Raw genomic sequence first — 24,918 nt, 5'->3', positions numbered from 1 at the left:
GGGGTAACTGGCTTCCGGCGCTCCCGGCTCCAGTCCAAGCGCCAGCACGTCCGCTGAATTGTTGAGTAGATATCTGCGGCATTTGCGGTGCGCTCGACAACCGACTACTCTGTGCCCTCCGGTGCCTTTTGAGCGCCGGCTCGAAGAACATCATCAGACTACAGGGGAGAGGAGAACGATGCGAAATGTCATGCTCATCCTGATCAATAGCCTAGGCAAGGCTGGCCTCGACAAACTGGAACGTGCACTGATGTTCGGCGCCGGTATCCTGGTGATCCTGGCTTTCGTCACGGGCAGTTTCCAGATGTCCAGGGAGTGGCTGACGTTCCTGTTCCGCTGGCTGCATGTGCTGTCCGGTGTCATGTGGATTGGCTTGTTGTGGTACTTCAACTTCGTCCAGATTCCGTCCATGCCCAAGATTCCGGATGAGCAGAAACCGGCGATCGGCAAGGTCATCGCGCCAACGGCCTTGTTCTGGTTTCGATGGGCGGCGCTCGCAACCCTAGTGACCGGACTCATTCTCGCCGCGCTGAACGAATACATTCTGGAAGCCATGCTGCTCGGCTACTTCAAGGGGGGCAAGGCGACCTTTATCGGTGTCGGCATGTGGTTGGGGCTTGTGATGGCCTATAACGTCTGGATGATCATCTGGCCCAACCAACAGAAAGCGCTGGGTATGGTCGCTGCATCCGATGATGAGAAGAAGGCGGCAGCCCGAACTGCGATGCTGACCAGCCGTTTCAACACGATGTTGTCGATCCCGATGTTGTACTTCATGGTGGCTGCGCAGAATCTCGGCTAGCTGCGCTGGCTTCGCCCGCGAGACCGGGCGCGGCTCGGCCGGCTCGTATCGGTCGCCGGCGGACCAGATGACAACAGGGCGGGTCCGCGGTTCGTGGATCCGCCTTATTCGGCCACACGCCAAGCGCCGGGCTCCGCCGGCGGCATATGCGATCCCGCGATTCGGCGCCTCCCCGAGACGGCCGGCTTGATCACGCCACCGGACACTAGCCTTGGCCGAAATGGTCTCTCGCCTAGCGGGCAGCATTCGAGGCTGCAGCGCCCGGAGAAGGGGGGAAGGCCGCGGCGGTCAATGAGATCGTCCCGACTGCATCGCTTTCGGCCATTCATTTCTCGCCAACCCCGACTTTCCCGAACGCTTGCCCGCGGGTGCGCAGCTGGACCGTCCGGATCCACCCGCCGGTCGCGGTGATCACAGAGCGAGATCGAGTTTCCAGTGCTAGGGCCCAAGCGCGGGCGCGCCAATATCGGACTCGTCCGCCGTCGCGGCCGACTTGCTCGTGCGGGCTGACGCCGATCTGCCCCATCCTGCCTGGACGGCACCTTTCTTCACTCTTTACCTGTGAGATGGCATGACTGCAAAGCTAAAGACCCAGAGCCTGGCGCTCTTTTGTGACTTCGAGAACATTGCCCTGGGCGTGCGTGAGGTCAAGTACGCGGCCTTCGACATTCGCAAGGTCCTGGAACGTCTGCTCTTGAAGGGTAACATCGTGGTCAAGAAGGCCTACTGCGATTGGGACCGTTACAAGGAATTCAAGGCAGGCATGCACGAGGCGGCCTTCGAACTGATCGAGATCCCGCATGTGCGCCAGTCGGGCAAGAACTCGGCGGATATCCGCATGGTCGTCGACGCACTGGACTTGTGTTACACGAAGTCGCACGTCGATACCTTCGTCATCATCAGCGGCGACTCGGATTTTTCGGCGCTGGTCAGCAAACTCCGTGAAAACAACAAACTCGTCATCGGCGTCGGCGTGAAGAAGTCGACCTCCGATCTCTTGATCTCCAATTGCGACGAGTTCATCTTTTACGATGATCTGGTCCGCGGCGCCGAAAAGAGTCAAAAGGCCAAGGTCAAACCTGAGGCGGAGAAAAAGCCCAGCCAGAAGAAATCCGGTGAGGACAAGGCAAACGACGAAGAGCGAAAAAAGCAGGAGGCGCTCGATCTCGTCATGGCCACCATCGATGACTTGAGCGAGGAACGCGGGGAAGAGGAGAAGGTTTGGGGTTCAATGGTCAAGCAGGCCTTGAAGCGCCGTAATCCCGGTTTCAACGAAACCTATCACGGCTTCCGGACTTTCGGAAAACTGCTGGAAGAGGCGCAGAACCGTAAGTTGCTCGGCCTGGAATACGATGAGAAATCCGGTGGCTACATTGTCAAGCTGCTGAATCGCGAAGATTGACCGAACGCAAACATGGCAAAGGCGCTCACAACAAGTGGGCTACCATCTCCCGTTCGATCAGTAACTCCCGTTCGGTGAGCGCGAGCTGCTTGCGACTGAATTCGTTCAGTTCGAGTCCCGGAACAACTTGGTACTGGCCGTCATGGGTGGTCACCGGGAAGGAGAAGACCAGGTCGTCTGCCATGCCGTACTGGCCCTGGCATGGAATCGCCATGCTGGTCCAGTCACCGTCCGGCGTCCCATAGAGCCAGTTCCGCATCTGATCGATCGCGGCGTTGGCGGCTGAAGCAGCGCTCGACTTGCCGCGGGCCTCGATGACGACCGCACCGCGTTTTTGCACCGTGGGGATGAAATCCTGCGCGTACCAGTCGAAGTCGACGCAGTCCAGCGCCGGTTGTCCGCGGATGAGCGCGTGATGAATGTCCGGAAACTGGGTGGTTGAATGGTTGCCCCAGATCGCAACGCGGCGTACCTCGGCAACCGTGCAGGCGCATTTCATCGCCAATTGGCTTACCGCGCGGTTGTGGTCGAGGCGCGTCATCGCGGAGAATGCGGCCGGCGGTAATCTCGGGGCATTGGTCATGGCAATCAGGGCGTTCGTGTTGGCTGGGTTGCCGACAACCAGAATCCTGATCGTTTCCTTCGCGGTTTCGTTCAGCGCCTTGCCCTGTTCCGAAAAAATACCGGCATTGACGATCAGCAGATCCTGCCGTTCCATGCCTTGAGTGCGCGGTCGGGCACCGACCAGAAACGCGAGGTCCGCATCCTGAAAGGCGATCTGGGGCGAGCTGGTGATGACGACGTCGTCCAGCAGCGGGGAGGCGCAGTCGACCAGTTCCATGACGATGCCCTGCAGGGCGCCGACGGCATCCGGCACATCCAGTAAGCGCAGCACGATCGGCTGTTCGGGGCCGAGCAGGTCACCGGCGATCAGGCGGAAGATCAGGGCGTAGCTAATCTGTCCCGCGGCGCCCGTTACGGCAATGTGTACCGGTGGTCTCATAGGCTGCCTCGTTAATTCAAGTCATTCCTTTGGCGTTTCCCGGGGGGGTGTCTCGTAACCGCCCTCTGTCACAACGAGTGGCCGCGGTTTTGTGGTGCAAGCGAGGCGATCTGGCCGTCTCGGGCGGCAGGGGGCCGTCGAGGCAGCGTCATCACGGCGCGCTATTGGACGCCAAGTGCCATGGAAAAGCAATCGGGACGTGTGTTATGCAAGAGGCGCCCGGGTCTGGGCGGGACACAGGCCCGGGTCGAATTCCCGCTTAGTCGGCCACCACGAAACCGCGGTCGACGATGGCCTTGCGAATGGCCGCCACATCGGCGATGCCTTCGTCGTATTCGACTTCGACCCGGGACTCCTTATGTGACGCATTCACCGTTTTGACGCCAGGGCACGCACCGACCGCTTCCTTGACATTGTTTTCGCAGCCGCCGCATTTCATTCCCTGTACCTTCAGTTGGACCGTCGTCATGATGCGCTCTCCTTCAGTTTTGGTGGGGCTGACCGTAGCTTCCCGGGTGTCTGGCGGCTCCGGGCTTGAGTCGCCAGCCGAGACTTGAAATTATACCGGCATAACGTGTCCGGCATGGTTTCTCGATGGGTGTGTGCATGTCGCAGCAGCACAGTCAGTCTTTGGAATTGGGCGTCGGTGACGCGCTGATCGTCATCGATGTGCAGAATGATTTCCTGGAAGGCGGCGCGTTGCCGGTCCCCGACGGCGATCGGGTGATCGAACCCCTGAACCGTTACGTCGCCGCTTTCGCGCGGCATGGCCTGATAGTGATTGCGACGCGCGATTGGCATCCGCCAACCCATTGTTCATTTCGGGAACAGGGCGGTTCGTTCCCGGTACACTGTGTCGCGGGCAGTGCCGGTGCCCGTTTCCCGGAACAGCTGCTTTTGCCCCAGCAATGTCCTGTCGTCGACAAGGCCGTGACGCCCGATCGGGAAGATTTCTCGGGTTTCGGCGCCGACGGTCTGCAAGTCAGGCTCGCACGCAATGGGATCGATCGGCTGTTCGTCGGTGGGCTTGCCACTGAGTATTGCGTGCTCGAGACGGTGCTGGATGGACTGGACCGAGGCTACGCCGTGGTCGTGCTGGTCGACGCGATTGCTGCCATGGACCTGCACCCGGGCGACGGCGCACGGGCGATCGAACGCATGACCGCGGCTGGAGCACGTTTCCTTTCCTTGGATCAGTTGGGGTTGTGATGGCGGCAGGCGATGCGCTGCTGACAGACCTCTATCAGCTAACCATGCTGCAGGGGTATTTCCGTGAATCGTTGACCCAAACGGCCAGCTTCGAGTTCTTCATTCGCTCGCTTCCGTCGTCACGGAATTTTTTCGTCGCGGCCGGTCTGGAACAACTGCTTGAGTTTCTGTCCGGGCTGGCGTTCAGCGCCGAGGATTGTGACTGGCTGCGATCCACGGGTCATTTTGCCGGTGACTTCCTCGAGTATCTGCGAGAACTGCGCTTCACGGGCAAAGTTTCGGCAATGCCGGAAGGCACGATTTGCTTCCCGAACGAACCCCTGGTACGGATCACGGCGCCGCTTCCCGAGGCTCAGATTGTCGAAACGCGCCTGATCAACTTACTGCAGTTCCAGACGATGATCGCATCGAAAGCCGTACGCTCGGTGATCGCTGCGCGTGGCCGGACCGTGGTCGATTTCGGCCTGCGCCGAGCTCACGGGGCGGAAGCCGGTCTGTTGGCGGCGCGCGCGAGCTATCTCGCAGGTTTTGCAGGGACATCGAATGTGCTGGCAGGCCGGCGTTTCGGCATTCCGCTGTTTGGGACGATGGCGCATTCGTATGTGATGGCCCATGACAGCGAAGCCGAGGCCTTTGTGCGTTTCGTCACGTCGCAGCCGGACCCAGCGGTTCTGCTGATTGATACCTATGACACCTTGCGGGCCGCGCAGACGCTCGTCCAGCTGGCACCGGGCCTGCTCGAGCAGGGGTTCGGTATCCAGGGAGTCCGGATCGACAGCGGTGACCTGATGACTCTCTCGCGCAGCACCCGGGACATCCTGGACAAAGGGGGACTGACGCAATGCCAGGTGGTGGTTAGCGGGGATCTGGACGAGTATGCCGTCCATGATCTCATGGCGGCCGGGGCGCCGATCGACGGCTTTGGGATAGGGACACAGCTTGTGACGTCGGCGGATGTGCCGGTGCTGAATTGCGCCTACAAACTCGAAGAGTATGCGGGTCGTCCGCGCCGCAAACGCTCTCCTGGCCGTCAGACGCTGCCGGGGCAAAAGCAGGTTTTTCGTGCCTTGGACGAGGGCGGCCTGATGCGGCACGACGTCATCGAGCTGTGTGATCATGCGGCCGAGGGGGAGCCGTTGCTGACTGAGGTCATGCGCGGCGGGCAACGGATCTCGGCAACTGAACCACTCAAGGAAATTCGCGCGCGAGTGGCCCAACAGTTGCGGCAACTGCCGGATTCCTTGCATGCACTGGAACGGGCGGAGCCCTATCCGGTGTTATTGGGGCACGCGCTCGCCGAGATGGTGGATGCGATGGAACAGAGCGGCCGCTGAGCTTCCTGGCAGCAGATCAGGCGTTCCCGTGGCTTCGGTACCACTGTGCGGTCACGGCCAGCCCTTCCCGCGCCGAGAACGGCGGCGTCCAGTCGAGATGCTCGCGAATTTTGCGGCTGTCGATGACGAGCGACTCGGAGAGTCGCGAAAACACGGCCGACTGGCCGGTCAGGATCGCAGCAACCCTTAGCACGGCAGGCGGTACGGCCAGCAGCCGTGCTTTGGCCGCCAGTGACGGCGCTAGTGCGCGGATCAGATCGGGCGTCGAGAGCGGTTCATCATCGGCTACCAGAAACAGCTGATTGGCAGCGCGTGGATCGAGGGTGCACCGCAATAGCGCGTCGCACAGATTGCGCAGGTAGACGAGGCTGCGGCGATTGTCGAGGCGGGCAACCGGCAGCGGCAGACCGAGCGACGCAAGCTTCATCAGGCCCAAGAAATTGGCGCGGACTCCCGGTCCGTAGACCAGCGGCGGTCGGACGATGACGACTTCGAGACCGGTCTCCGCGGCGATTTCGGTCAACGCTTGTTCGGCTTCCCGCTTCGAGATGCCGTAGGGATCGAGCGGTTCGGCGCGAGCGTTCTCGTCAAACGACTGTCCGGGCAGTGTCCGCTCTCCCATGGCTTTGATCGAACTAACGAAAACCAGGCGGCGAACGCCGGATCGCACAGCGGCGCGCGCCAGCGCCTGCGTGCCCAGGACATTGACCCGGCGGAACTCAGCCAGCGGGTCGGCTGATGGGTCTTGCATGACATGCACTCTGGCGGCCAGATGTACGACGACATCGACGCCCGCCAGTGCCGCGGACCAATCGGTGTCCGGTCCGAGCTCCTCGACCAACGCGGCCTCGGTATCCTCGGAGACAGACTGCGGCCTCCGGCTGGCGGCTCGGACGCACAAGCCCGCATGGCCCAGGGTGTGACAGAGCGCACGCCCGACGAAGCCGGAGGCTCCCGTGATCAGGACTCGCACTGGCTCATATCCGGTTTAGCATTACGAGAAAGTCCGGCGTCCCGTCAAATCGTGCGGTCACAGGTCAAACGGCGACCGTGCGAGACGCGCCGGGCAGACCGGTTCAGGACGGCTTTAGGCAGTCGGACAACGCAAGTTCCAGCGTTGGAAACTTGAACACGAGGCCCAATTCCTCCGTCAAGCGTTGCGGCACGACCCTCTGACTGGCAAGGAGTAGTTCCGCCATTTCGCCGAGCAGCAATCGCAACAGCGGCGCCGGAAGGTGGGCTATCGCTGGCCGATGCAACTGGCGCGCGAGCGCTTCGGTGAACACGCGGTTCTGGACGGGGGTCGGCGCGGTCAGATTGTAGGGACCTTGAGCTTGCGGCGTTTTCAACAGCGCAAGCATCGCCTCGACGTGGTCGTCGATGTGAATCCAGGACATCCATTGCCGACCGGTGCCGAGACGACCCCCGAGACCCAGCCGAAACGGTAGCGACATGCGTTGTAAAAGGCCGCCTTTCGGCCCCAGAACCAGTCCCGTTCGCAGCGTGCAGACTCGGACGCCGAGTTCGGTAGCCCAGCCAGCCGCTCGTTCCCAGGCGGCGCATAACTCGTGGGAAAATCCGCCGGAAGGAGTGGCGGCTTCGGAGAGCGACACATCGCCCTGATCGCCATAGTAGCCAATCGCCGATCCGCTGAGCAGGATGCGCGGCCGCGTCTGCAGGTCTGCCATCACGGAAACCAGTTGATCAGTCAGAGTGACCCGGCTGTCGAGTAACACGCGTTTGCGCGCTGCGGACCAACGCGGGCCGAAGATCGGCGCTCCAGCCAGATTAATGACGGCGTCGCACCGTTGCAGGATGCTGGCGAGGGCCGGCTGCTGAATAGGGGTGACGTTCGAACCGAACAGGCCCGCCACTGCGGCGGGCTGCCGGCTCAGTACAGCGACCGCGTGGCCTTCGGCCAACAGTCGGTTGCAGAGAGAGCGCCCGATGAATCCGGTCCCGCCCGTGACCAGGATTAGCATGAAAAACTATCCGGAAAAGATCGCGGGTCGCAACACGCCAACGCCGAGGGCCATATTGACTGACCGAATTCTTCGTGCTGAAGCCGGTATGCTCCAGCTTTATCTGACAGAAACGTTGCGGGGCAAGGGCAGTAGACGCGCAAACTAATGCGGCTGTTCCGGAGGCACGCCCTACGCTTGCCTCGCACCCGCAGCTTACTGCTTGTCGCTGTCGGAAAACACCCAACGAATGAAGAATACACCAATAGCAATGATGGCAATCGTGACGACGATGCCCATCGGGGATCTCATTTTTTCGACCAGATCGAGTATAGCTCCCATTTTTACCTACCTTAGTTGAGTGGATTTTAGTCAGAATAGGCTGCAGATTGATATCCGGCTGCTATCGCGGCGATATGTTACCCGTTGCTGACCTGCTGTCAAGGAAGAAACGCGTCAGCGGCCTAGGTAAAGCGATGGGGGCGGATGGTCTGGGGTACGCCGATTCCCCAGGTCGTCGCCCTTCAGACCCTTCCTCAGGAGGCCTTTGGCCATAAAAAAGCCCGAGTCTATGCTCGGGCTCTATTCTCTCGCGTTGCCTCTCGCTTGTGGTTTGTTCGCTAGTAAGCGATTCGTTGTTGTTCAGGCGAGGCAACCGGCAATCCGGAAGCGAAGATCAGCGCAGCGAGCTGAACGAAGATTCGAGCTTTTGCTTGTCGCCATCGGGAGAGTTGCCGCAACCCACGACGCCCAGAGACATCATGACCAGGCTCAGCAGGACCAGTACCTTTTTCATAAATCCTCCTCTTTCTTAGTACGAAGTCAGATAACAAGCTTCTTTGTTTATGCCCGGAGGGCACCGCGTTTTTATAAAGAATGTTCCCAAAAAATGCAAGCACGGAGAGGGTCACGAGCAGCCCGGCTCGCGCGGAGCCCGGAGCGGCGCGTGCGAACGAACGTGTGCGGTGCCGGCTGTCGTTGACGCTCGCGGGCTTTGCGCTGTATCATGCGCGGCTTTCGGTAACAAACCGACGCGGAGAGTTGGCATGTATGCGGTAATTCAAACGGGTGGCAAGCAGTACCGGGTGGCGCCAGGGGAGACCCTGCGGATCGAAACCCTCGCCGCCGAGGCAGGTCAGGTCATCGAACTCGATCGCGTGCTCATGATCGCTAGCGAAGAGGGTAACCGGGTCGGCCGGCCGTTCATCGAAGGCGGTAAGGTCACCGCGACCGTCACCGCCCACGGTCGGCATCCGAAGATCCGAATCATCAAGTTCCGGCGCCGCAAGCACCACATGAAGCAGATGGGGCACCGCCAAAACTACACCGAGATCCGAATCGACGGCATCTCGGGCTAGCCAGCAATCAGGAGATCTACCCATGGCGCACAAGAAGGCGGGCGGCAGTTCCCGTAACGGTCGCGATTCGAAGCCCAAAATGCTGGGCGTAAAACGTTTCGGCGGTGAGTTCGTACAAGCCGGAAACATCATCATCCGGCAGCGTGGAACGAAGTTCCATCCCGGTGAAAACGTTGGCCTGGGCAAGGACCATACGCTGTTCGCTCTAGCCGACGGTCAGGTGCAGTTTCGGGTGAAGGGTGCGGACAAGCGGAAGTACGTCAGCATCGTCGCTTGATCCGCTGGGCGGTGCCTGGCGGGCGTCGGTGCACGGCACTGATTGACGGTTGTCGTGCCGCCGTTCGGTCCTGCCTCGCGCGGAAACGGCGCGCAGTAACTCAAGAAGCCCCGGCTGTCGGGGCTTTTTCTATGCACGAATGAAATTCGTAGACGAAGTTCGCATTCGGGTCGAAGCGGGCGACGGCGGCAACGGCTGCGTCAGCTTTCGTCGCGAGAAATACGTCCCCTTCGGTGGTCCTGACGGTGGTGATGGCGGGGACGGCGGGGATGTCATACTGGACGCCGCCGAGAACCTGAACACTCTGGTCGACTTCCGTTTTCACGCGGTGCATCGCGCCGGACGGGGCGAGAAAGGCGGCGGAGCGAACTGCACCGGAGCCCGCGGCGAAGACTGTGTGTTGCGGGTGCCGGTGGGAACGGTAGTGCACGATCTGGCGACCGGCGAAAAACTGGGCGATCTGACGGTGGCCGGGCAGCGGTTGATGGTGGCGCGAGGCGGTTTCCACGGTCTGGGCAACACGCGATTCAAGAGCAGCACCAACCGCGCGCCACAGCGTGCGACCCCTGGCACTCCTGGCGAGAAGCGCGATCTGCTGCTCGAACTGCGACTTATCGCAGATGTCGGCCTGCTCGGCCTGCCGAACGCCGGGAAATCGAGCCTGATTCGGGCTATCTCCGCAGCAAAGCCAAAGGTCGCCGACTACCCCTTCACGACCCTGCATCCCAACCTCGGCGTGGTCCGCGTCGACGACGAGCAGAGTTTCGTGGTGGCCGACATTCCCGGGCTGATCGAGGGGGCGGCCGAAGGTGCAGGGCTCGGCGTTCAGTTTCTCCGCCATCTCGCTCGCACGCATCTGTTGCTGCATGTGCTCGATGTGGGCATCGTCAGCGATGACGAACCGATCTCCGCTTTCGCCAAAGTGGATGCCGAACTCGCTAAATGGGGGCAGGGTGTCGACCTGAAACCGCGCTGGCTGGTGCTGAACAAACTCGATACCTGGACCGCTGTCGAGGCGGCGGCGCGCTGTGACGAGATCATTGCGGCGTTGGGCTGGCAAGGTCCGGTTTACCGCATATCCGCTTTGCGCGGAGACGGTTTGCGACAGATGGTCTTCGACATCATGAGTTTTCTCGAACGCGCGGATACGGAATATGCAGAGCCGGACGGACTTTCACCGGACTAAACGCGTCATCGTCAAGATCGGCAGCGCGCTGCTGACCGGCGGCGGGCGCGGCCTCGATCACTCGGCTGTCACGGGCTGGGTAAACCAAATCGCGCAGCTGTGTCGCTCCGGGCGCCAGGTCGTTCTAGTGTCGTCGGGCGCGGTTGCGGAGGGAATGAGCCGGCTTGGCTGGAAGGTAAGGCCTCGTTCATTGCATCGGCTGCAGGCCGCGGCTTCGGTAGGGCAAATGGGTCTCGTGCAGACCTATGAGACCTTGTTTCAGATGCACCAGCTACCTACCGCCCAGGTCTTGCTGACCCACGACGATCTGTCGGACCGACAGCGGTACCTCAATGCGCGTAGTACGCTGCTAACGCTGCTGGGGCTTGGCGCTGTGCCGATCATCAACGAGAACGATGCGGTCGCAACCGATGAGATCCGCTTCGGCGACAACGACACGCTCGGGGCCTTGGTGGCGAATTCGGTCGAGGCGGAGTTGCTGATCATCCTCACCGATCAGCAGGGCCTGTTCGAGCGGGATCCGACCTTGTATCCGGACGCCGCATTGGTCACGCAGGCCGGCATCAACGATCCGGGCCTCGCGGCCATGGTCGGTGACAGTCGGAGTGGTCTGGGTCGCGGTGGCATGATCACCAAGCTGCGGGCGGCGCGTCTGGCGGCGCGTTCCGGTACCGCGACGGTGATTGCCTGCGGTCGCGAGCACGAGGTGCTGGCTCGGGTCCTTCGCGGTGAGGAGGTCGGAACGTTCCTGATTCCGGATATCTCACCCATGCTGGCGCGCAAGCGCTGGCTGGCGGGTCAGCTGAAATTGAAGGGCGCGGTTCGCCTGGACGACGGCGCCGTGCGCGTTTTGTGTGGCGAGGGGCGGAGCCTCTTGCCCATTGGTGTGACCGCGGTCGAGGGTGAGTTCAGGCGCGGCGATCTGGTGGCCTGCCTCGATTCAAGTGGCGTTGAGATCGCCCGGGGTTTGGTCAACTATGGAGCGGACGAAACCCAGCGCATCATGGGGCGGCCGAGCAGCGAAATCGAGGCTTGTTTGGGCTGGGTGGACGAGTCGGAGCTCATCCACCGCGACAACCTCGTGGTCAGCTAGCGGCTGATGCTGCTGAACCAAGCGCCAGCGCCTTGACGCGGGCGTTCAGACGGCTCTTGCTGCGGGCCGCCTTGTTCTTGTGGATCAGGCCCTTGTTCACCGACGAGTCAATCACCGGTACAGCCTCCCGGAAGGCGGTCTGAGCCTGAGCCACGTCACCGCTTTCCACGGCGAGCAAAACCTTCTTGATGTAGGTCCGGAGGCGGCTGCGCTGCGCCATGTTGCGAGCGCGGCGTTCCTCGGATTGATGAGCGCGTTTTTTGGCGGAGGCAATGTTGGCCAAAGCGAAACCTCGATTCTTGGAAAGACTGAAAACGCGAAATTATCGCTGTCGGTGCATGATGTGTCAAATCTGGCGGTCGATTCGGGCTATCAGGCGTCGTATCTCCGCGCGCTCCTGCGCGTTTAGTCCGCCGGACAGCAGTTTCCGACCCAGTTCATCGATCTGGCGGAGGTCAGTACGTTCGTCCTGTGTGAGAGCGCGGGAGCGCGACCCTTGAATCAGTTCGTCGTGACGCCTGTCGAGGGCTTGTGCCACGATGCGTCGCAAACTCCCCTCGAACTCCGCCTCCAGACCCCCTTCGGGCACGAGTGCATCCTGCGCTAGCAGCTCGTCGATCAACGCGTTTTGGGGCATGCCCAGCAGATAGGCGCGGAGGTCGGTGTCGGCTGCGGCCGGGTGTGCGCTCAGGAACGACATGATCGCCGTGAAGAGGCGCCCCAGGCGGGGGTCTGCGGCCGCGCTCGCCTGACTGTCCTCGTCGATCAGGCTGGCCAGGCGCGGATGCGCTATGAGCAGCGACAACATACGCAACAGTACCGAGGGGCGGGGTGAGGATGCGGGGCGCTGTGGGCGCCCCTGCCAGCGCCGGGTTGGAACGGACGTTCCCTTCCGGGTGGTCAAGTCCCCGAGTTTGCCCAGCATCATCTGACGAAAGGGGCCAGGCTTGATGCCCTGCAGCAGCGGTGTCGCGATCTTGATGAGTTTCGCGCGTCCTTCGATCGTATTCAGATCGGCGGTGGTCCGCCCCAATTCGGAGAAAAAGTAGTCGGACAAGGGGGGCGCTGCGGCAACGCGATTCCCGAAGGTCTCCATGCCTTCCTGGCGCACGAGGGAGTCCGGATCGTGGCCGTCGGGCAGCCTGAGAAAGCGCGTCGTCTTGCCGTCCGGTAGGATGCGGAGGGTCGCCAGCACCGCTTTCCAGGCGGCCTTGATCCCTGCGGCGTCGCCATCGAAACAGAACACGAGTTCGTCGGCGTGGCGGAACAACAGGGAAATGTGGTCCTCGGAGATTGCCGTCCCCAGCGTGGCCACCGCGGATGTGAAGCCGAACTGGGCCAGCGCAATGACATCCAGGTAGCCTTCGACGACGAGGAACTGCTGCGGATTACGCTGGGCTTCCAGCGCTTCGGACAGGCCGTAGACCTCACGGTGTTTCTTGAACATCGCGGTCTCGGGGGAATTCAGATACTTAGGCGTTGAGTCATCCAGAACCCGGCCGCCGAAGCCGATCGTGCGTCCCCGGCGATCGCGAATCGGAAACATGATCCGGTCACGGAAGCGATCGTATTGCGAAGTCTCTCGGGCGATCGTCAGGCCGGCTTCCCGCAGGTCGTCCTGGTCCCACTCAGGCGGCAGGTTGCTCCAGCCGGGCGGTGCATAACCCAGGCGGAAGCGGTCGATGCTCGCCGCGCTGATGCCGCGTTGCCTTAGGTAATCTAGCGCTCGGCGCCCATGCGGGTGGCTTTTGAGTTGGCGTGCATAGAACTGCGCAGCGCGGTCCTGGATTTCGAAGAGCTTCTGCGTGCGGCGCCGCTCGGCAGCAAGACGCGGGTCGTCCGGAGGGGTGTCGGGCAGTGCGACACCGGCGCTGTGTGCCAGGCTGGCGACTGCTTCCGGAAACGACAGGCGTTCGAAGGCCATCAGGAAAGCGATCGCATCACCGTGCACACCGCAGCCGAAACAGTGGTAGAACTGCTTCGGTCGGTTGACCGTGAAGCTCGGGGTCTTTTCGGTGTGGAAGGGGCAGCAGGCGGTGAAGTTGGTGCCGCTGGCCTTGAGGCTGACTCGGGAGTCGATCAGATCGACAATGTCGATGCGCGCTAGCAGGTCTTCGAGAAACTGGGGTGAGAAGCGTCCAGCCATCTAGCTGCGGCGGGTCTCGATGGGGTCTGCCTGCCCGCGCTTCACGCTCCCAGGCGGGTGCGAACGGTTTTGCTAACGGCCGCCAGATCGGCGCGTCCCTGCAGGGCAGGTTTCAGTATTGCCATGACTTTTCCCATGTCGCCGATGGCTTTTGCGGCCGTCCGATCCAACGCGTCCTCGATGAGGCGGGTCAACTCGGCTTCGCTCAAGGGTTGGGGGAGAAACGGCTGGAGCACGTCGATTTCGGCGCGCTCGATTTCGGCCAAGTCGTGTCGTCCGCCTTTTTCGTACTGGCTGATCGATTCCCGTCGTTGCTTCAGCATCTTGTCGAGAACGGCAATGACTGCCGTATCGTCGAGTTCGATGCGCTCATCCACCTCACGCTGCTTTATCGCCGCCATGGCGAGCCGAAGCGTGCCGAGTCGCGCCTTGTCGCCCGACTTCATTGCCGACTTCACGTCGGCCTGTAGCCGCTCCTTCAGTGTGGGGGAAGAGTCACTCATGCGGGTGTGCGCACCGGCGAATCAGACCTGGGGACGACCCTTACGAAGGTTTTGCAATGCGAAACGCTCGCGGGAGAGCTTCTTCAAATGCCGCTTTACGGCTGCTGCTGCCTTCCGTTTCCGCTCTTCGGTCGGTTTCTCGTAGAATTCACGGCGCCGCACTTCGGACAGTACGCCAGCCTTTTCGCAGGCACGTTTGAAGCGGCGAATGGCAATTTCGAAAGGTTCGTTTTCTCTGATTCTGATGGACGGCATGAATGACTTCCCGGGGCTCCTCAAGCTACTCAAATTACGGGCCTGAAGACAGCCCGACCTGGAAAAACTGGAGATTATAAACGGGTGGTCATGCAAAGCAACACTTCGTTTCGGGTGCTCGGGATCGAAACCTCCTGCGACGAAACCGGTCTGGCCGTCTTCGACAGCCGGTACGGCCTGCTGGCGCACGCGCTCCACAGTCAGGTTCAACTCCACGCGGACTACGGCGGCGTGGTTCCCGAACTGGCGTCCCGAGACCATATTCGCAAGCTTCTGCCGCTTCTGCGCGAGGTGCTCTCGGCGGCCGGGCTCGGGCGCTCGGATCTCGATGGTGTCGCCTACACGGCCGGACCCGGGCTGGTGGGGGCCTTACTGGCCGGCGCGGCCGCTGGCCGGGCGCTCGCCTGGGCCCTGGATGTGCCGGCGCTGGCGGTACATCACATGGAGGGGCATCTGCTTGCTCCGTTGTTGGAGGCAGATCGGCCGGAGTTCCCATTCCTTTGCTTGCTCGTGTCCGGAGGGCATACCCAGTTGATCGACGTTGCCGGCATCGGTCGTTATGGCATTCTCGGCGAGTCCTTGGATGACGCGGCGGGTGAGGCGTTCGACAAGGTGGCCAAGATGCTCGGACTCGGTTACCCGGGTGGACCCGCAGTGGCGGCGCTGGCGGAGCGCGGTATGCCCGGACGGTTCCGTTTCCCGCGGCCGATGACCGACCGTCCGGGCCTCGACTTCAGCTTCAGTGGGCTGAAGACCCACGTGCTGCAGGTGCTTGCGGCCCACCCCGACAACGCGGACGTACGTGCCGATGTCGCGGCTGAGTTTCAGGCCGCCGTGGTGGAGACGCTACTGGTGAAATGTCGCCGGGCGCTGCGCGAAACAGGGTTGCAACGCCTGGTCGTGTCGGGTGGCGTCAGCGCCAACCGCGCGATGCGGAGCGCACTGCGCGTGCTGTCTGAGGAGGAGGGGGTTCGGGTCTATTTCCCGCGGCTCGAGTTCTGTACCGACAACGGTGCCATGATCGCCTATGCCGGGTGCCAGCGACTCCTGGCCGGACAGGCCGAGCCGCTCCGGATTGCGGCTTACCCGCGCTGGCCGTTGGACACCCTGGCTCCGCTGTGAGCCCGTTTCCGGGCGACCCAGTAGCCGTTGTGCCAGCGCCCTCAGCGGCCGATGCGGCCCTCTTCGCCGCGTAGCAGTCGCTGAATGTTGGCCCGGTGGCGAACGATCAGCAATGCCGACATCGTCGCCGTTGCGACTGTCAGTTCGGGTGACCGGACGAGGAACCAGGAATAGGTCGGGGCCAGCAGTGACGCGACCAGGGCCGACAGTGAGGAAATGCGGAATGCGGCGGCCATGCCCAGCCAAGTGACTGCAGCAGCCAGTCCGACCCAGCTCGAATAGCCGAGCAGCACGCCCAGTGCGGTCGCAACCCCTTTGCCGCCCTTGAAGCCGAAAAATACAGGGAACAGATGGCCGAGGAATGCCGCGAGTCCGGTCGCCGCGATAACGATAGGCTCCGCGCCGACACCTTTCGCGATCAGGACCGGCATCAACCCTTTGGCGGCATCCCCAAGCAAGGTGATGACCGCAGCCTTTTTGCCGCCAAGACGAAGCACATTCGTCGCGCCGGGATTTTTCGACCCTTGCTCGCGTGGATCCGGCAGTCCGGCGATCCGGCTGACGATGACGGCCGTCGACACGGAGCCCAGCAGGTAGGCCAGGGGCACTAGGAACCAGTTGATCATGAGTGCGGTCTGTCGGTTGTCAGTCGGCGAAGTTGTGTGTTACCAATGCCGGCAGAAACATAGGGGATTAGATAGCGGTGGACATTATATTTCTACGCGGACTCCAGATCGAGACGACGATTGGCATCTACGACTGGGAGCGCCTGATCAAGCAGGTCGTGATCCTTGATCTCGAGATGGGGACCGATATCCGCAAAGCCGCGGCATCGGACGACATTGTCGACACACTGGATTACAAGGCGTTGTCGAAGCGCCTGATTGGATTCGTGGAAAGCAGCGAGTTTCTGTTGGTTGAGACGCTGGCGGAACGCGTGGCCGACCTGTTGCTCGGGGAATTTGCCATACCCTGGTTGCGCCTGACCGTGAACAAGAAAGGGGCCATCAGCGGCGCGAGTGACGTCGGCATCATCATCGAGCGCGGAGGCTCGGGTGCCTGAGATCTTCGTCGGTGTCGGCAGCAACGTCGACCGGGAATCGAGCATCGGTGCCGGCCTGCAGAGACTCGGTCGGGAATTCGGTCCGCTGCGCTTGTCCAGCGTTTACGAGAGCGAAGCCGTTGGTTTTGTTGGTGATCCTTTTTTGAATCTAGTCGTCGGTTTCGACTGTGAGTTGCCAGCGCTGAAAGTGGCGGAACGCCTGACGATGATCGAGGCCGACGTGGGGCGAATCCGCGCCGACGACAGGTTTGCAGCCCGTACGCTTGATCTCGACCTGCTGCTCTACGGTAACGCGGTGTTCGAGGCCGGGAGCCTTCGCATACCCCGGGATGACATTACGCGCTATGCATTCGTTCTGGAACCCTTGACCGAATTGGCCGCGGATCTTGTCCACCCTGAGCTGGGTACCAGCTTCGCCGCACTGTGGGCCGCGTTCGACAAGCGCTGCGTGCGGCAGCGGCGTCTGGACCTGCGGCTCATGCCTAATTGAACAGACTGCGCCCGCCGTCGACGGCCAGTATCTGTCCTGTGACGTAGGGTGCCCGATCGACCAGGAATACTACCGCGTTCGCAATGTCGCCGGGAGATCCGATGCGCGCCAGCGGCACTCGTGCGAGGATTTGCGTTTCCTCGTCGGGATTCGATGCGCTTTCCGGCCAGAGTATGGCACCGGGAGCAACGCCGTTGACGCGAACGCTTGGGGCCAGCTCTTTCGCTAGGCTCTTGGTCAGCGCCACAAGGCCGGCTTTGCTGATGCTGTAGATGGAATAGCCTTCGAGGGTGTGTTCGGCGTGGATGTCACAAAGGTTGACGATGGTTCCGCCGGTACTCGTGAGATAGCGTGCGGCCGCCCGGGCCAGAAAGAAGGGGGCCTTGAGATTGGTGCCGAGCAGGTCCTCCCACATCGCGTCGGTCGCTGTCTCGAATGGCGTTGGATAGAACGCTGACGCGTTGTTGACCAGCACATCCAGCGTGCCCCAGAACGAGAAGGCGGTCGCGACCAGTTGCGGGAGTGCGGCGACATCCCGCAGATCGCCTTGAATGACGCGCGCCGAATTCATCCGTTTCGCATTTAGCGTTTCCGCAAGTGCCTCGGCGTCGGCTACGGACTGCCTGCAATGCAGCACGACGTGGTAGCCGGCATCATGCAAGCCCGCGCTAATCGCAGCCCCGAGCCGCCGTCCTGCGCCGGTAATCAACGCGACCCGGGCCGCACTCATGGGGCGATCCCTCCGGCATGAAGGTCAAATCTGGGCGCGTTTGGATGCGTGTTCATGGCGCTTTGTCTGCATTCTGTCACTGAACGGTCAAGTGATTGTCCGAATAGTTTCATGCGGTAAGCCTACTGTCTCGCGCTGACAATGGCGCTGAGGATCCGATCATGAAGCTAATCCAGACAATTCATCAATATGACGTCGTCATGTTCAACTGGTTCATGGGTTGCCGGCCGGTTAGCCGCTGCGCTCGCGTCAGTCGGTGGATTTCGCGCACCGGCGACGGATACCTTTACCTACTGATCGGCCTTTACTGCTATGGCTATCGGTCGGAACTCCCGTCCGCGTCCCTGTTCTTGTCATGCGCGATGGCAGCCTTCGTCATCGAGCGGAGTTGTTACCTGCTGCTGAAGCAGGGCTTCAGGCGGGGGCGGCCACAACAGGCGCTGCCGAACTTTCGTAGTCTCATCGTTCCATCGGACCGCTTCAGTTTTCCCTCCGGGCACACCTCTGCCGCATTCCTGATGGCGACGCTGCTGGGCTATTTCTGCCCCGCGCTGCTATGGCCAGGCTATCTGTGGGCCTGCCTGGTCGGCTTGTCCAGGATCTCTCTCGGAGTGCATTTCCCGACCGACGTGCTGGTCGGAATGACCATGGGCATCACGGTTGCGGCGGTGAGTCTGCGGGTGCTGGGCTAGTGAAGATCCTTTACGGCGTTCAGGCGACCGGCAATGGCCACATCACGCGCGCTCGGGTCATGGCGCCTTTGCTGCGTGCGGCCGGGGCCGACGTCACCTTCTTGTTTACCGGACGACCGTGGTCGCGCTTGTTCGACATGGAAATTTTCGGTGATTTCGAATGGCGCGCCGGGCTGACCTTTCAGACCCACGCGGGTCAGGTGGATTATTTCAAGACCGCCCTTCATAACGATCTGCCGGGATTTGTTCGGGATGTGCGAAGATTGGCGGTAAGGGAATACGATCTGGTCATCACCGATTTCGAACCCGTGACCGCCTGGGCGGCAAAACTCAGGGGCGTACGGGCGGTTGGCATCGGGCATCAGTATGCTTTTGCGTTCCCGATTCCGCGCACCGGCGACGATTTCCTGGCGCGGACGGTCATGAAGTCCTTCGCCCCGGCCAGCATCAGTCTCGGCTTGCACTGGCATCACTTCGACCAGCCCATTCTCCCGCCGATCATCGAGACGCCAGCTGAGCCCGATCGCGTCCTGCCGGAGAAGATCCTCGTCTATCTGCCCTTCGAAGATGCGCGGATGACCGTGCGACTGCTGCAGGGCTTCAGGGAATTTCAGTTCCATGTCTACGGGGCCGGTCCGGTCGCTGACAAGCCGAGCCATATCCATGTTCGGCCACCGTCGCGACATGGGTTTCACAATGACCTGCGTGACTGCGCGGGTGTGATTTGCAATGCCGGTTTCGAGCTTGCCAGCGAGGCGCTGCAAATGGGCAAGAAGCTTATGGTCAAGCCGCTGCACGCACAGCTGGAGCAGCTGTCGAATGCGCTCGCGCTGGAGCAACTCGGGTTCGGAACGGTCATGCCGGATCTCGATGAGGCAAGCGTCGGTTTCTGGCTGAAGCACGGCCAGGCGCGACGCGTGGTCTATCCGCGCGTCGCCGAGGCCGTGGTGGAGTGGCTGCTGGGAGGGGATCTTCGAGTGGATCCCCTGTGGGTAGCGTCAGTCTGGGAACGTGTCGTTTACAGCGCCGGCGATGTGGCGGGGCCCGCGCAGTTGCGGAAGTTCGGCTAGACGCTCGGTCAGCCAGCGATCCCTTCCGCGTACTGGCACCAGTCTGTGGTCTTGTCACCGAACGCCAGGAAATAGGGATTCAGGAAGGTGTCCCGTTCGTTGTAGCGAAGTTCCTGTCCCTTCAGATCCGTTACTCGGCCGCCCGCTTCACGCACGACGCAATGCGCCGCGGCCGTATCCCATTCCGAGGTCAAGCCGATACGCGGGTAGATGTCCGCGGCGCCCTCGGCGACGAGGCACAACTTGAGCGAGCTGCCCATCGATGTCAGGTCGTGATCCCCCAGTCGGGTCAGGTACTGCATCAGTTCCTCGGTCTGGTGCGAGCGGCTACCGACGACCGTGAGCCTATCCCCGCGGCGGTCCCTGACGCGGATCGGCTCCGGAACCTCGTCTCCGCTCTGCTTGTAGGCGCCGCAACCTTCCGCGGCGAAATACGTGAGGTCGAGCACAGGCGCGTAAACCACGCCGAGTACCGGCTGACGGTCGAAGATCAGCGCGACATTGACGGTAAACTCCCCGTTGCGCTTGATGAATTCCTTGGTGCCGTCGAGTGGGTCGATCATCCAGCAGGATTGCCAGGCCTTACGGATCTCCGGCGCGACGGCCGTGGACTCCTCGGAGATGATCGGGTGAGTGGGGTGTAGGGTGGCCAGACCGCGGACCAGGCTTTCGTGCGACGCGAGATCAGCCTGTGTCAACGGGCTATCATCACCCTTCAGGTCGACCAGAAAGTCGGTGCCGTAGATGTCGAGGATTTTCTTTCCCGCTTCGCGCGTCAAGGCTACAACGGATTCGAGATAGTGCGATGGTTCTCTGGATATTGGCATGGAATAGGTTCCCTTGCTGCTCACGTTCGTCGGATTGGGATCATGTTTCTTTGGAGGATCATAACCGATGATTGACTGGAGCAGCATCGACACGGTGTTTCTGGATATGGATGGCACCTTGTTGGACTTGGGGTTCGATAACTATTTTTGGCGCGAGTTGGTGCCGCGTCGCTATGCCGAAGCCCGCGGCTTGAGCTTTACGGATGCGCAGGCACGGATTACTGCCCGCTACCAGACCCAGGAGGGTGCGCTGGCCTGGTATTGCCTCGACTACTGGAGCGCGGAACTCGGGATGGACCTGATCGCGCTCAAGCGGGAAATCGCATCCGCCATTACGGTGATGCCTTACGCGGAAGCTTTCCTGCGCGCCTTGCAGGCACTCCCGGTGCGCGTCGTGCTGGTCACCAACGCCCACCCGGCCAGTCTCTCGCTGAAGATGGACCGCACCGGCCTGGATCGGTTCTTCGCGGCACAGATTTGTTCGCATGAACTCGGTATGCCGAAAGAGTCGTCTGTTTTCTGGACGCGGCTGCGCAAAGTCGAGCCATTCCTGCCGCTCCGGAGCGTGCTCATCGATGACAGCCTCGCGGTGCTCCAATCCGCCCGGCGTCATGGGATAGGCCAGACCATAGCGATTCGCAGGCCGGACCTCAATCAACCACCGCGGCAGATCGACGACTTTGCCGCAGTCGACGACCTGCGCGCCGTCATGCCCGACTGAGACTCGGGTCCGCACGGTTTCATCTAAGCGTCATCGGAGCTTCCGCAAGTTGTCACGCGCCTGCCCTAAGGTGGCGTGATGTTCACCAACTCGCGGGAGATTGCACAGTGCTGGACTCAACTGCAGGGGCGCGGCCGTCCCGATCGCGGCGCTTCGCCACGTTCCTGGCGCGCGATGGAGAATTGGTGCACAAGGCGCAGGCTTTGCGCTACCAGGTTTTTGCCGGAGAGATGGGGGCGCGTCTGCACACGCTGGTGCCGGGTCTCGACTGCGACGAATACGATGCCTATTGCGATCATCTGGTCGTCGTGGATCAGTTGTCCGATCGAGTCATCGGCTGTACGCGGCTGTTGCGCGACACCGAGGCCAGGCGGCTCGGGCGATTTTACTCGCAGAGCGAGTTCGAACTCGACCGACTGCTGGCGCGTCCCGGACGTTTCCTCGAGATCGGGAGAACCTGCGTAGCGCCCGGATATCGTGGCGGCGTCATCATTACGGCGCTCTGGGCCGAACTGGCCGACTATGCGACGCAGCGAGGTTTCGATTATCTGATGGGTTGCGCGAGCATCCCGCCCGGCCCTAGCGGTTTTGCGGTCGATGCGGTCTACAGCCAATTGTCGCCGGCGCAGTTGGGGCCGGTTGAACTGGGCGTGCGGTCGCGTCTCCCGGTGCCCGCGCAACAGCGTTGCCAGCGTGATGAGAGTGGGATTCCGCCGCTGCTGCAGGCGTATCTGAGGCTGGGCGCCTGGGTCTGCGGCGATCCCTGCTGGGATCCCGATTTCAACGTCATGGATGTTTTCGTCCTGCTGTCGCTGGACCGGTTGGCGGAACGTTACGAGCGCCGCTTCGTCGGACTCAAGGAAACCGAGCATGCGACGATTTCTGCAATGGTCTAGAGCCGCGCTGATCGGCCTCATGTTCGCCGCCGGCATGACGGCAGTCGGCCTGCTGTTCCCGGTGTTTCGCTGTCTTCCGCTCTCGCCCGCCCGCCGCTTGGAAGGGGCTGTCCAAGTGGCCTGGTATCGCGGTCTGCTGAGCATTTTGGGCGTGAGGGTGCGGGTTTCGGGGCGTCCGTCTGCTGACGCGGTTTTGTGGGTGAGCAACCATGTTTCCTGGTTGGATATCGTGCTGCTCGGTGCCTGCCGACCGTTGACCTTCGTTGCCAAGCGTGAAGTGGGAGCCTGGCCGCTTGTCGGCTTTCTGGCCAAGGGTACGGGTACGCTGCTCGTCAGTCGCGGAGATCTGGCGAGCAGCGGCCTGGTGGCCGACCGGATGACCTGGCTGTTGCGGCAAGGGCAGGCCGTCGCCCTGTTCCCCGAGGGTACAAGCAGTACCGGAGCCACAGTCTTGCGGTTCCACGCAAGGCTGTTCGGGCCGGCCGTGCGGGTCGGCGCCCAGGTCCAACCGGTCGCGATCCGTTATCACGGTGCAGGCTGCGAGCATGTTCCGTTCGTCGGGGAGGATGACTTTCTGCCGCATCTTTGGCGCTTGCTCGGGGAACGGCGCGTCGCCGTTGAGTTGAGCTTCTGTCCGCCAGTCAGCGCCAGCGGAAAGGCTCGGGATGAACTGGCAGTACTGACCCGCTCACATGTGGTGTCGGGGCTGGGGGGTGAACCCGCAGACCCTCTCGCTCCCGGTTTGCGGCGGAACCGCTGCTGAAGCTGGCCGCGTGGTCGGGCATCCAGGCTACAGGCCTCGCTCGGAGCCGCTCGGCTCGTTCTGCGAGCGCTCCTTGGGCTTGCAAAATCGCCCCGTTTAGGCTCAAATTCCCGCACATTCTGCCGACATGTGGTTCCGGTCCGTGGCGTTGCCCGGACCCGATTGCGAATTGGTGCTGAGATCAAGGAGTTAATGGTGAGCGCGAACATTGTGCATTTGACCGATGGAGAGTTCGAGGAGAAGGTTCTCAAGTCTCCGGAACCCGTGCTCGTGGACTACTGGGCCGAATGGTGCGGGCCCTGCAAGATGATCGCGCCGATACTCGACGAAATCGCCGCCGATTACGCCGGCAAACTGACCGTGGCCAAGCTGAATATCGATGACAACCCGACAACGCCGCAACGGTTTGGCGTTCGCGGTATTCCCACCCTGATGCTGTTCAAGAATGGCGAGGTCGAGGGAACCAAAGTCGGTGCGATGTCCAAGTCCCAGTTGACCGCTTTCCTGGATACGCACCTGTAACGTTGCGGCTCTTCGCCACAGGCTGCCTCTCGTCCGATCACGGTGGACGGAGCGCGGCCCATGTGGTAATCTACGATCGTTCACATCCGTAGATCCCTGCTCCGCGTACGTCGCGGAAGCCCGCCTGCTCAGGCTCCCTTCCCGGGATCTTCCTTCCGAATCTCCGAGACTCTCGTTCCTCGCATCATCCTGCCGTGCTCTAACGCCATGAACCTGACCGATCTGAAGCGCAAGCCCGTATCCGAACTCATCCAACTCGCCGAGTCGATGGACATCGAGGGCGTGGCCCGCACCCGCAAGCAAGACCTGATCTTCTCGATGCTCAAGAAACTCGCGAAAAATGGCGAGGACATCTATGGGGACGGGGTGCTGGAGATCTTGCAGGATGGCTTCGGCTTCCTGCGCTCGACCGACAGTTCATACCTGGCCGGTCCGGACGATATCTACGTGTCGCCTAGCCAGATCCGGCGGTTCAGTCTACGGACCGGGGACACCATTTCGGGCAAGATCAGGCCGCCGAAAGACAGCGAACGCTACTTTGCGATGCTCAAGGTCGAGCAGATCAACTACGAGCCGCCCGAAAACGCCAAGCACAAGATCCTGTTCTCGAATCTGACGCCGCTGTTTCCGGTCGAGCGTTTCACACTGGAGTTGGGCAACGGCACGACGGAGGACCTGACGGCACGTGTGATCGATCTGATCGCGCCCATCGGCAAGGGGCAGCGCGGCTTGATCGTGTCGCCGCCGAAGGCCGGCAAGACGATGATCCTGCAGCATCTGGCGCAATCAATCGCCGAGAAGAATCCGGAGTGCTACCTGATCGTGCTGCTGATCGACGAGCGCCCCGAGGAAGTCACCGAGATGCAGCGCAGCGTGAAGGGGGTCGTGGTGTCGAGCACCTTCGACGAACCGCCCGCCCGGCACGTGCAGGTCGCCGAGATGGTGATCGAGAAGGCCAAACGCCTCGTCGAGCACAAGCGGGATGTGGTGATTCTGCTCGACTCCATCACCCGCCTCGCACGTGCCTACAACACCGTGATCCCGCCTTCGGGCAAGGTCCTGACCGGTGGTGTCGACGCCAATGCGCTGGAACGGCCGAAGCGCTTCTTTGGTGCCGCACGCAACATCGAGGAAGGTGGCAGCCTGACCATCATCGCCACAGCGCTGGTAGATACCGGCTCGCGCATGGACGAGGTGATTTACGAGGAGTTCAAGGGCACCGGCAACATGGAACTGCACCTGGACCGCAAGATTGCCGAGAAACGTGTCTATCCGGCGATCAATATCAACCGGTCGGGGACCCGCCGCGAAGAATACCTGGTGCCGGCGGACGAACTGCAGAAATGCTGGATCCTGCGCAAGATACTCCAGCCGATGGACGAAATGGCGGCCAGCGAATTCCTCCTCGGCAAGCTGAAGGACACCAAGACGAACGTCGAGTTCTTCAACATGATGAAGCGGTGACATTGGTCAGCGAGCTTCACGCAAGCGCG

General features: G+C 61.7%; 29 protein-coding genes. 18 read left to right on the top strand and 11 right to left on the bottom strand.

The genetic code is table 11. The annotated features are described in order from the left end of the window. The first annotated feature begins 178 nt into the window (after positions 1-178). Together BWR02_RS09075 and BWR02_RS09065 are read left to right on the top strand one after the other, a co-directional pair. Entirely contained in the window at positions 179-802 is a 624-nt protein-coding gene (locus BWR02_RS09075; RefSeq protein ID WP_201276209.1) for a urate hydroxylase PuuD, read from the top strand. A gap of 571 nt (positions 803-1,373) precedes the next feature. Beyond that, complete coding sequence (locus tag BWR02_RS09065; RefSeq protein ID WP_139557414.1) at positions 1,374-2,204, top strand: NYN domain-containing protein; 831 nt, start codon at positions 1,374-1,376, stop codon at positions 2,202-2,204. A 25-nt stretch (positions 2,205-2,229) separates the two neighbouring features. Here the strand turns inward: BWR02_RS09065 and BWR02_RS09060 are convergent, their stop codons facing one another. Then, positions 2,230-3,207 (bottom strand): malate dehydrogenase, encoded by a 978-nt coding sequence (locus tag BWR02_RS09060; RefSeq protein ID WP_139557413.1) that lies wholly within the window; start codon positions 3,205-3,207, stop codon positions 2,230-2,232. Between the two features lie 259 nt (positions 3,208-3,466). Then, positions 3,467-3,676, bottom strand: coding sequence for a heavy-metal-associated domain-containing protein (locus BWR02_RS09055; protein ID WP_139557412.1), 210 nt, complete (start codon positions 3,674-3,676; stop codon positions 3,467-3,469). Positions 3,677-3,813: 137 nt separating this feature from the next. On the opposite strand from BWR02_RS09055, the gene BWR02_RS09050 reads away from it, so the two are divergent. Next, positions 3,814-4,416, top strand: a complete 603-nt coding sequence (locus BWR02_RS09050) for an isochorismatase family protein (RefSeq protein ID WP_139557411.1) — start codon at positions 3,814-3,816, stop codon at positions 4,414-4,416. Continuing rightward, a complete protein-coding gene (locus BWR02_RS09045; protein WP_139557410.1) occupies positions 4,416-5,750 on the top strand; it encodes a nicotinate phosphoribosyltransferase in 1,335 nt (444 codons plus the stop codon). Before BWR02_RS09050 ends, BWR02_RS09045 begins: the two co-directional genes overlap by 1 nt. Before the next feature lie 16 nt (positions 5,751-5,766). On the opposite strand, the gene BWR02_RS09040 is transcribed toward BWR02_RS09045, so the two are convergent. Together BWR02_RS09040 and BWR02_RS09035 are read right to left on the bottom strand one after the other, a co-directional pair. Then, positions 5,767-6,723, bottom strand: a complete 957-nt coding sequence (locus tag BWR02_RS09040; RefSeq protein ID WP_139557409.1) for a UDP-glucose 4-epimerase family protein — start codon at positions 6,721-6,723, stop codon at positions 5,767-5,769. Between the two features lie 103 nt (positions 6,724-6,826). After that, positions 6,827-7,732: a TIGR01777 family oxidoreductase gene (locus BWR02_RS09035; RefSeq protein ID WP_139557408.1), complete on the bottom strand. Its 906-nt coding sequence runs from the start codon at positions 7,730-7,732 to the stop codon at positions 6,827-6,829. 1,025 nt (positions 7,733-8,757) lie between these two features. On the opposite strand from BWR02_RS09035, the gene rplU reads away from it, so the two are divergent. From rplU to proB, 4 genes are all read left to right on the top strand, one after another. After that, positions 8,758-9,069 (top strand): 50S ribosomal protein L21, encoded by a 312-nt coding sequence (rplU, locus tag BWR02_RS09030; RefSeq protein WP_129884041.1) that lies wholly within the window; start codon positions 8,758-8,760, stop codon positions 9,067-9,069. A 22-nt stretch (positions 9,070-9,091) separates the two neighbouring features. Beyond that, a complete protein-coding gene (gene rpmA, locus BWR02_RS09025; protein ID WP_129884042.1) occupies positions 9,092-9,346 on the top strand; it encodes a 50S ribosomal protein L27 in 255 nt (84 codons plus the stop codon). 139 nt (positions 9,347-9,485) lie between these two features. Further along, a complete protein-coding gene (cgtA, locus tag BWR02_RS09020) occupies positions 9,486-10,532 on the top strand; it encodes an Obg family GTPase CgtA (RefSeq protein WP_139557407.1) in 1,047 nt (348 codons plus the stop codon). Continuing rightward, positions 10,501-11,625 carry a glutamate 5-kinase gene (gene proB / locus BWR02_RS09015; RefSeq protein WP_139557406.1) on the top strand — a complete coding sequence of 375 codons (1,125 nt, stop codon included), beginning with the start codon at positions 10,501-10,503 and terminating at the stop codon, positions 11,623-11,625. The genes cgtA and proB overlap by 32 nt, the downstream gene beginning before the upstream one ends. On the opposite strand, the gene rpsT is transcribed toward proB, so the two are convergent. The 4 genes from rpsT to rpsU all read right to left on the bottom strand — a co-directional run bounded on the left by rpsT (position 11,618) and on the right by rpsU (position 14,529). Beyond that, on the bottom strand, positions 11,618-11,908 hold the full coding sequence (gene rpsT, locus BWR02_RS09010) for a 30S ribosomal protein S20 (RefSeq protein ID WP_139557405.1): 291 nt from the start codon (positions 11,906-11,908) through the stop codon (positions 11,618-11,620). The genes proB and rpsT overlap by 8 nt on opposite strands. A gap of 63 nt (positions 11,909-11,971) precedes the next feature. After that, a complete protein-coding gene (dnaG, locus tag BWR02_RS09005) occupies positions 11,972-13,771 on the bottom strand; it encodes a DNA primase (protein WP_139557404.1) in 1,800 nt (599 codons plus the stop codon). 41 nt (positions 13,772-13,812) lie between these two features. Further along, positions 13,813-14,274: a GatB/YqeY domain-containing protein gene (locus BWR02_RS09000; RefSeq protein ID WP_139557403.1), complete on the bottom strand. Its 462-nt coding sequence runs from the start codon at positions 14,272-14,274 to the stop codon at positions 13,813-13,815. Between the two features lie 21 nt (positions 14,275-14,295). Further along, positions 14,296-14,529 (bottom strand): 30S ribosomal protein S21, encoded by a 234-nt coding sequence (gene rpsU, locus BWR02_RS08995; RefSeq protein WP_129884048.1) that lies wholly within the window; start codon positions 14,527-14,529, stop codon positions 14,296-14,298. Positions 14,530-14,619: 90 nt separating this feature from the next. Here rpsU and tsaD point away from each other — a divergent pair, with 90 nt between their 5' ends. Continuing rightward, on the top strand, positions 14,620-15,651 hold the full coding sequence (gene tsaD / locus BWR02_RS08990) for a tRNA (adenosine(37)-N6)-threonylcarbamoyltransferase complex transferase subunit TsaD (protein ID WP_139557402.1): 1,032 nt from the start codon (positions 14,620-14,622) through the stop codon (positions 15,649-15,651). Between the two features lie 41 nt (positions 15,652-15,692). On the opposite strand, the gene plsY is transcribed toward tsaD, so the two are convergent. Next, positions 15,693-16,277, bottom strand: coding sequence for a glycerol-3-phosphate 1-O-acyltransferase PlsY (gene plsY, locus BWR02_RS08985; protein WP_139557401.1), 585 nt, complete (start codon positions 16,275-16,277; stop codon positions 15,693-15,695). 77 nt (positions 16,278-16,354) lie between these two features. Between plsY and folB the strand changes: the two genes are divergently transcribed. Together folB and folK are read left to right on the top strand one after the other, a co-directional pair. Further along, positions 16,355-16,714: a dihydroneopterin aldolase gene (folB, locus tag BWR02_RS08980; RefSeq protein ID WP_139557400.1), complete on the top strand. Its 360-nt coding sequence runs from the start codon at positions 16,355-16,357 to the stop codon at positions 16,712-16,714. After that, positions 16,707-17,204: a 2-amino-4-hydroxy-6-hydroxymethyldihydropteridine diphosphokinase gene (folK, locus tag BWR02_RS08975; protein WP_139557399.1), complete on the top strand. Its 498-nt coding sequence runs from the start codon at positions 16,707-16,709 to the stop codon at positions 17,202-17,204. The genes folB and folK overlap by 8 nt, the downstream gene beginning before the upstream one ends. Here folK and BWR02_RS08970 read toward each other — a convergent pair. Next, complete coding sequence (locus BWR02_RS08970; RefSeq protein ID WP_139557398.1) at positions 17,197-17,934, bottom strand: pteridine reductase; 738 nt, start codon at positions 17,932-17,934, stop codon at positions 17,197-17,199. The two genes, folK and BWR02_RS08970, sit on opposite strands and share 8 nt — an antisense overlap. A gap of 161 nt (positions 17,935-18,095) precedes the next feature. Between BWR02_RS08970 and BWR02_RS08965 the strand changes: the two genes are divergently transcribed. Continuing rightward, on the top strand, positions 18,096-18,626 hold the full coding sequence (locus BWR02_RS08965; RefSeq protein WP_139557397.1) for a phosphatase PAP2 family protein: 531 nt from the start codon (positions 18,096-18,098) through the stop codon (positions 18,624-18,626). Then, positions 18,626-19,696 carry an MJ1255/VC2487 family glycosyltransferase gene (locus BWR02_RS08960; protein ID WP_139557396.1) on the top strand — a complete coding sequence of 357 codons (1,071 nt, stop codon included), beginning with the start codon at positions 18,626-18,628 and terminating at the stop codon, positions 19,694-19,696. The genes BWR02_RS08965 and BWR02_RS08960 overlap by 1 nt, the downstream gene beginning before the upstream one ends. 8 nt (positions 19,697-19,704) lie before the next feature. Here the strand turns inward: BWR02_RS08960 and cysQ are convergent, their stop codons facing one another. Further along, positions 19,705-20,523 carry a 3'(2'),5'-bisphosphate nucleotidase CysQ gene (gene cysQ, locus BWR02_RS08955; RefSeq protein ID WP_139557395.1) on the bottom strand — a complete coding sequence of 273 codons (819 nt, stop codon included), beginning with the start codon at positions 20,521-20,523 and terminating at the stop codon, positions 19,705-19,707. Between the two features lie 67 nt (positions 20,524-20,590). On the opposite strand from cysQ, the gene yrfG reads away from it, so the two are divergent. The 5 genes from yrfG (at position 20,591) to rho (ending at position 24,889) form a co-directional block, all read left to right on the top strand. Beyond that, on the top strand, positions 20,591-21,244 hold the full coding sequence (gene yrfG, locus BWR02_RS08950) for a GMP/IMP nucleotidase (RefSeq protein WP_139557394.1): 654 nt from the start codon (positions 20,591-20,593) through the stop codon (positions 21,242-21,244). Between the two features lie 107 nt (positions 21,245-21,351). After that, positions 21,352-22,140, top strand: a complete 789-nt coding sequence (locus BWR02_RS08945) for a GNAT family N-acetyltransferase (protein WP_236102066.1) — start codon at positions 21,352-21,354, stop codon at positions 22,138-22,140. Beyond that, entirely contained in the window at positions 22,115-22,903 is a 789-nt protein-coding gene (locus BWR02_RS08940; protein WP_162560080.1) for a lysophospholipid acyltransferase family protein, read from the top strand. The genes BWR02_RS08945 and BWR02_RS08940 overlap by 26 nt, the downstream gene beginning before the upstream one ends. A gap of 192 nt (positions 22,904-23,095) precedes the next feature. Continuing rightward, on the top strand, positions 23,096-23,425 hold the full coding sequence (gene trxA / locus BWR02_RS08935; protein WP_201276208.1) for a thioredoxin TrxA: 330 nt from the start codon (positions 23,096-23,098) through the stop codon (positions 23,423-23,425). Positions 23,426-23,632: 207 nt separating this feature from the next. Continuing rightward, entirely contained in the window at positions 23,633-24,889 is a 1,257-nt protein-coding gene (gene rho / locus BWR02_RS08930) for a transcription termination factor Rho (protein WP_129884059.1), read from the top strand. Positions 24,890-24,918 lie beyond the last annotated feature (29 nt).

This window comes from Methylotetracoccus oryzae (genome assembly GCF_006175985.1).
In the GTDB taxonomy this organism is placed as follows: domain Bacteria; phylum Pseudomonadota; class Gammaproteobacteria; order Methylococcales; family Methylococcaceae; genus Methylotetracoccus; species Methylotetracoccus oryzae.
This window is presented reverse-complemented; position numbering and strand designations above follow the sequence as displayed.

Coding starts and splice junctions, on each gene's coding strand:
- BWR02_RS09000 (WP_139557403.1), bottom strand. CDS start 14,274: ATGAGTGACTCTTCCCCCACACTGAAGGAGCGGCTACAGGCCGACGTG.
- tsaD (WP_139557402.1), top strand. CDS start 14,620: ATGCAAAGCAACACTTCGTTTCGGGTGCTCGGGATCGAAACCTCCTGC.
- proB (WP_139557406.1), top strand. CDS start 10,501: ATGCAGAGCCGGACGGACTTTCACCGGACTAAACGCGTCATCGTCAAG.
- dnaG (WP_139557404.1), bottom strand. CDS start 13,771: ATGGCTGGACGCTTCTCACCCCAGTTTCTCGAAGACCTGCTAGCGCGC.
- BWR02_RS09060 (WP_139557413.1), bottom strand. CDS start 3,207: ATGAGACCACCGGTACACATTGCCGTAACGGGCGCCGCGGGACAGATT.
- yrfG (WP_139557394.1), top strand. CDS start 20,591: ATGATTGACTGGAGCAGCATCGACACGGTGTTTCTGGATATGGATGGC.
- BWR02_RS09050 (WP_139557411.1), top strand. CDS start 3,814: ATGTCGCAGCAGCACAGTCAGTCTTTGGAATTGGGCGTCGGTGACGCG.
- rplU (WP_129884041.1), top strand. CDS start 8,758: ATGTATGCGGTAATTCAAACGGGTGGCAAGCAGTACCGGGTGGCGCCA.
- BWR02_RS09065 (WP_139557414.1), top strand. CDS start 1,374: ATGACTGCAAAGCTAAAGACCCAGAGCCTGGCGCTCTTTTGTGACTTC.
- BWR02_RS09035 (WP_139557408.1), bottom strand. CDS start 7,732: ATGCTAATCCTGGTCACGGGCGGGACCGGATTCATCGGGCGCTCTCTC.
- rpsU (WP_129884048.1), bottom strand. CDS start 14,529: ATGCCGTCCATCAGAATCAGAGAAAACGAACCTTTCGAAATTGCCATT.
- BWR02_RS08970 (WP_139557398.1), bottom strand. CDS start 17,934: ATGAGTGCGGCCCGGGTCGCGTTGATTACCGGCGCAGGACGGCGGCTC.
- cgtA (WP_139557407.1), top strand. CDS start 9,486: ATGAAATTCGTAGACGAAGTTCGCATTCGGGTCGAAGCGGGCGACGGC.
- rpmA (WP_129884042.1), top strand. CDS start 9,092: ATGGCGCACAAGAAGGCGGGCGGCAGTTCCCGTAACGGTCGCGATTCG.
- BWR02_RS09075 (WP_201276209.1), top strand. CDS start 179: ATGCGAAATGTCATGCTCATCCTGATCAATAGCCTAGGCAAGGCTGGC.
- trxA (WP_201276208.1), top strand. CDS start 23,096: ATGGTGAGCGCGAACATTGTGCATTTGACCGATGGAGAGTTCGAGGAG.
- cysQ (WP_139557395.1), bottom strand. CDS start 20,523: ATGCCAATATCCAGAGAACCATCGCACTATCTCGAATCCGTTGTAGCC.
- BWR02_RS08940 (WP_162560080.1), top strand. CDS start 22,115: ATGCGACGATTTCTGCAATGGTCTAGAGCCGCGCTGATCGGCCTCATG.
- plsY (WP_139557401.1), bottom strand. CDS start 16,277: ATGATCAACTGGTTCCTAGTGCCCCTGGCCTACCTGCTGGGCTCCGTG.
- BWR02_RS08965 (WP_139557397.1), top strand. CDS start 18,096: ATGAAGCTAATCCAGACAATTCATCAATATGACGTCGTCATGTTCAAC.
- BWR02_RS09045 (WP_139557410.1), top strand. CDS start 4,416: ATGGCGGCAGGCGATGCGCTGCTGACAGACCTCTATCAGCTAACCATG.
- BWR02_RS09055 (WP_139557412.1), bottom strand. CDS start 3,676: ATGACGACGGTCCAACTGAAGGTACAGGGAATGAAATGCGGCGGCTGC.
- rho (WP_129884059.1), top strand. CDS start 23,633: ATGAACCTGACCGATCTGAAGCGCAAGCCCGTATCCGAACTCATCCAA.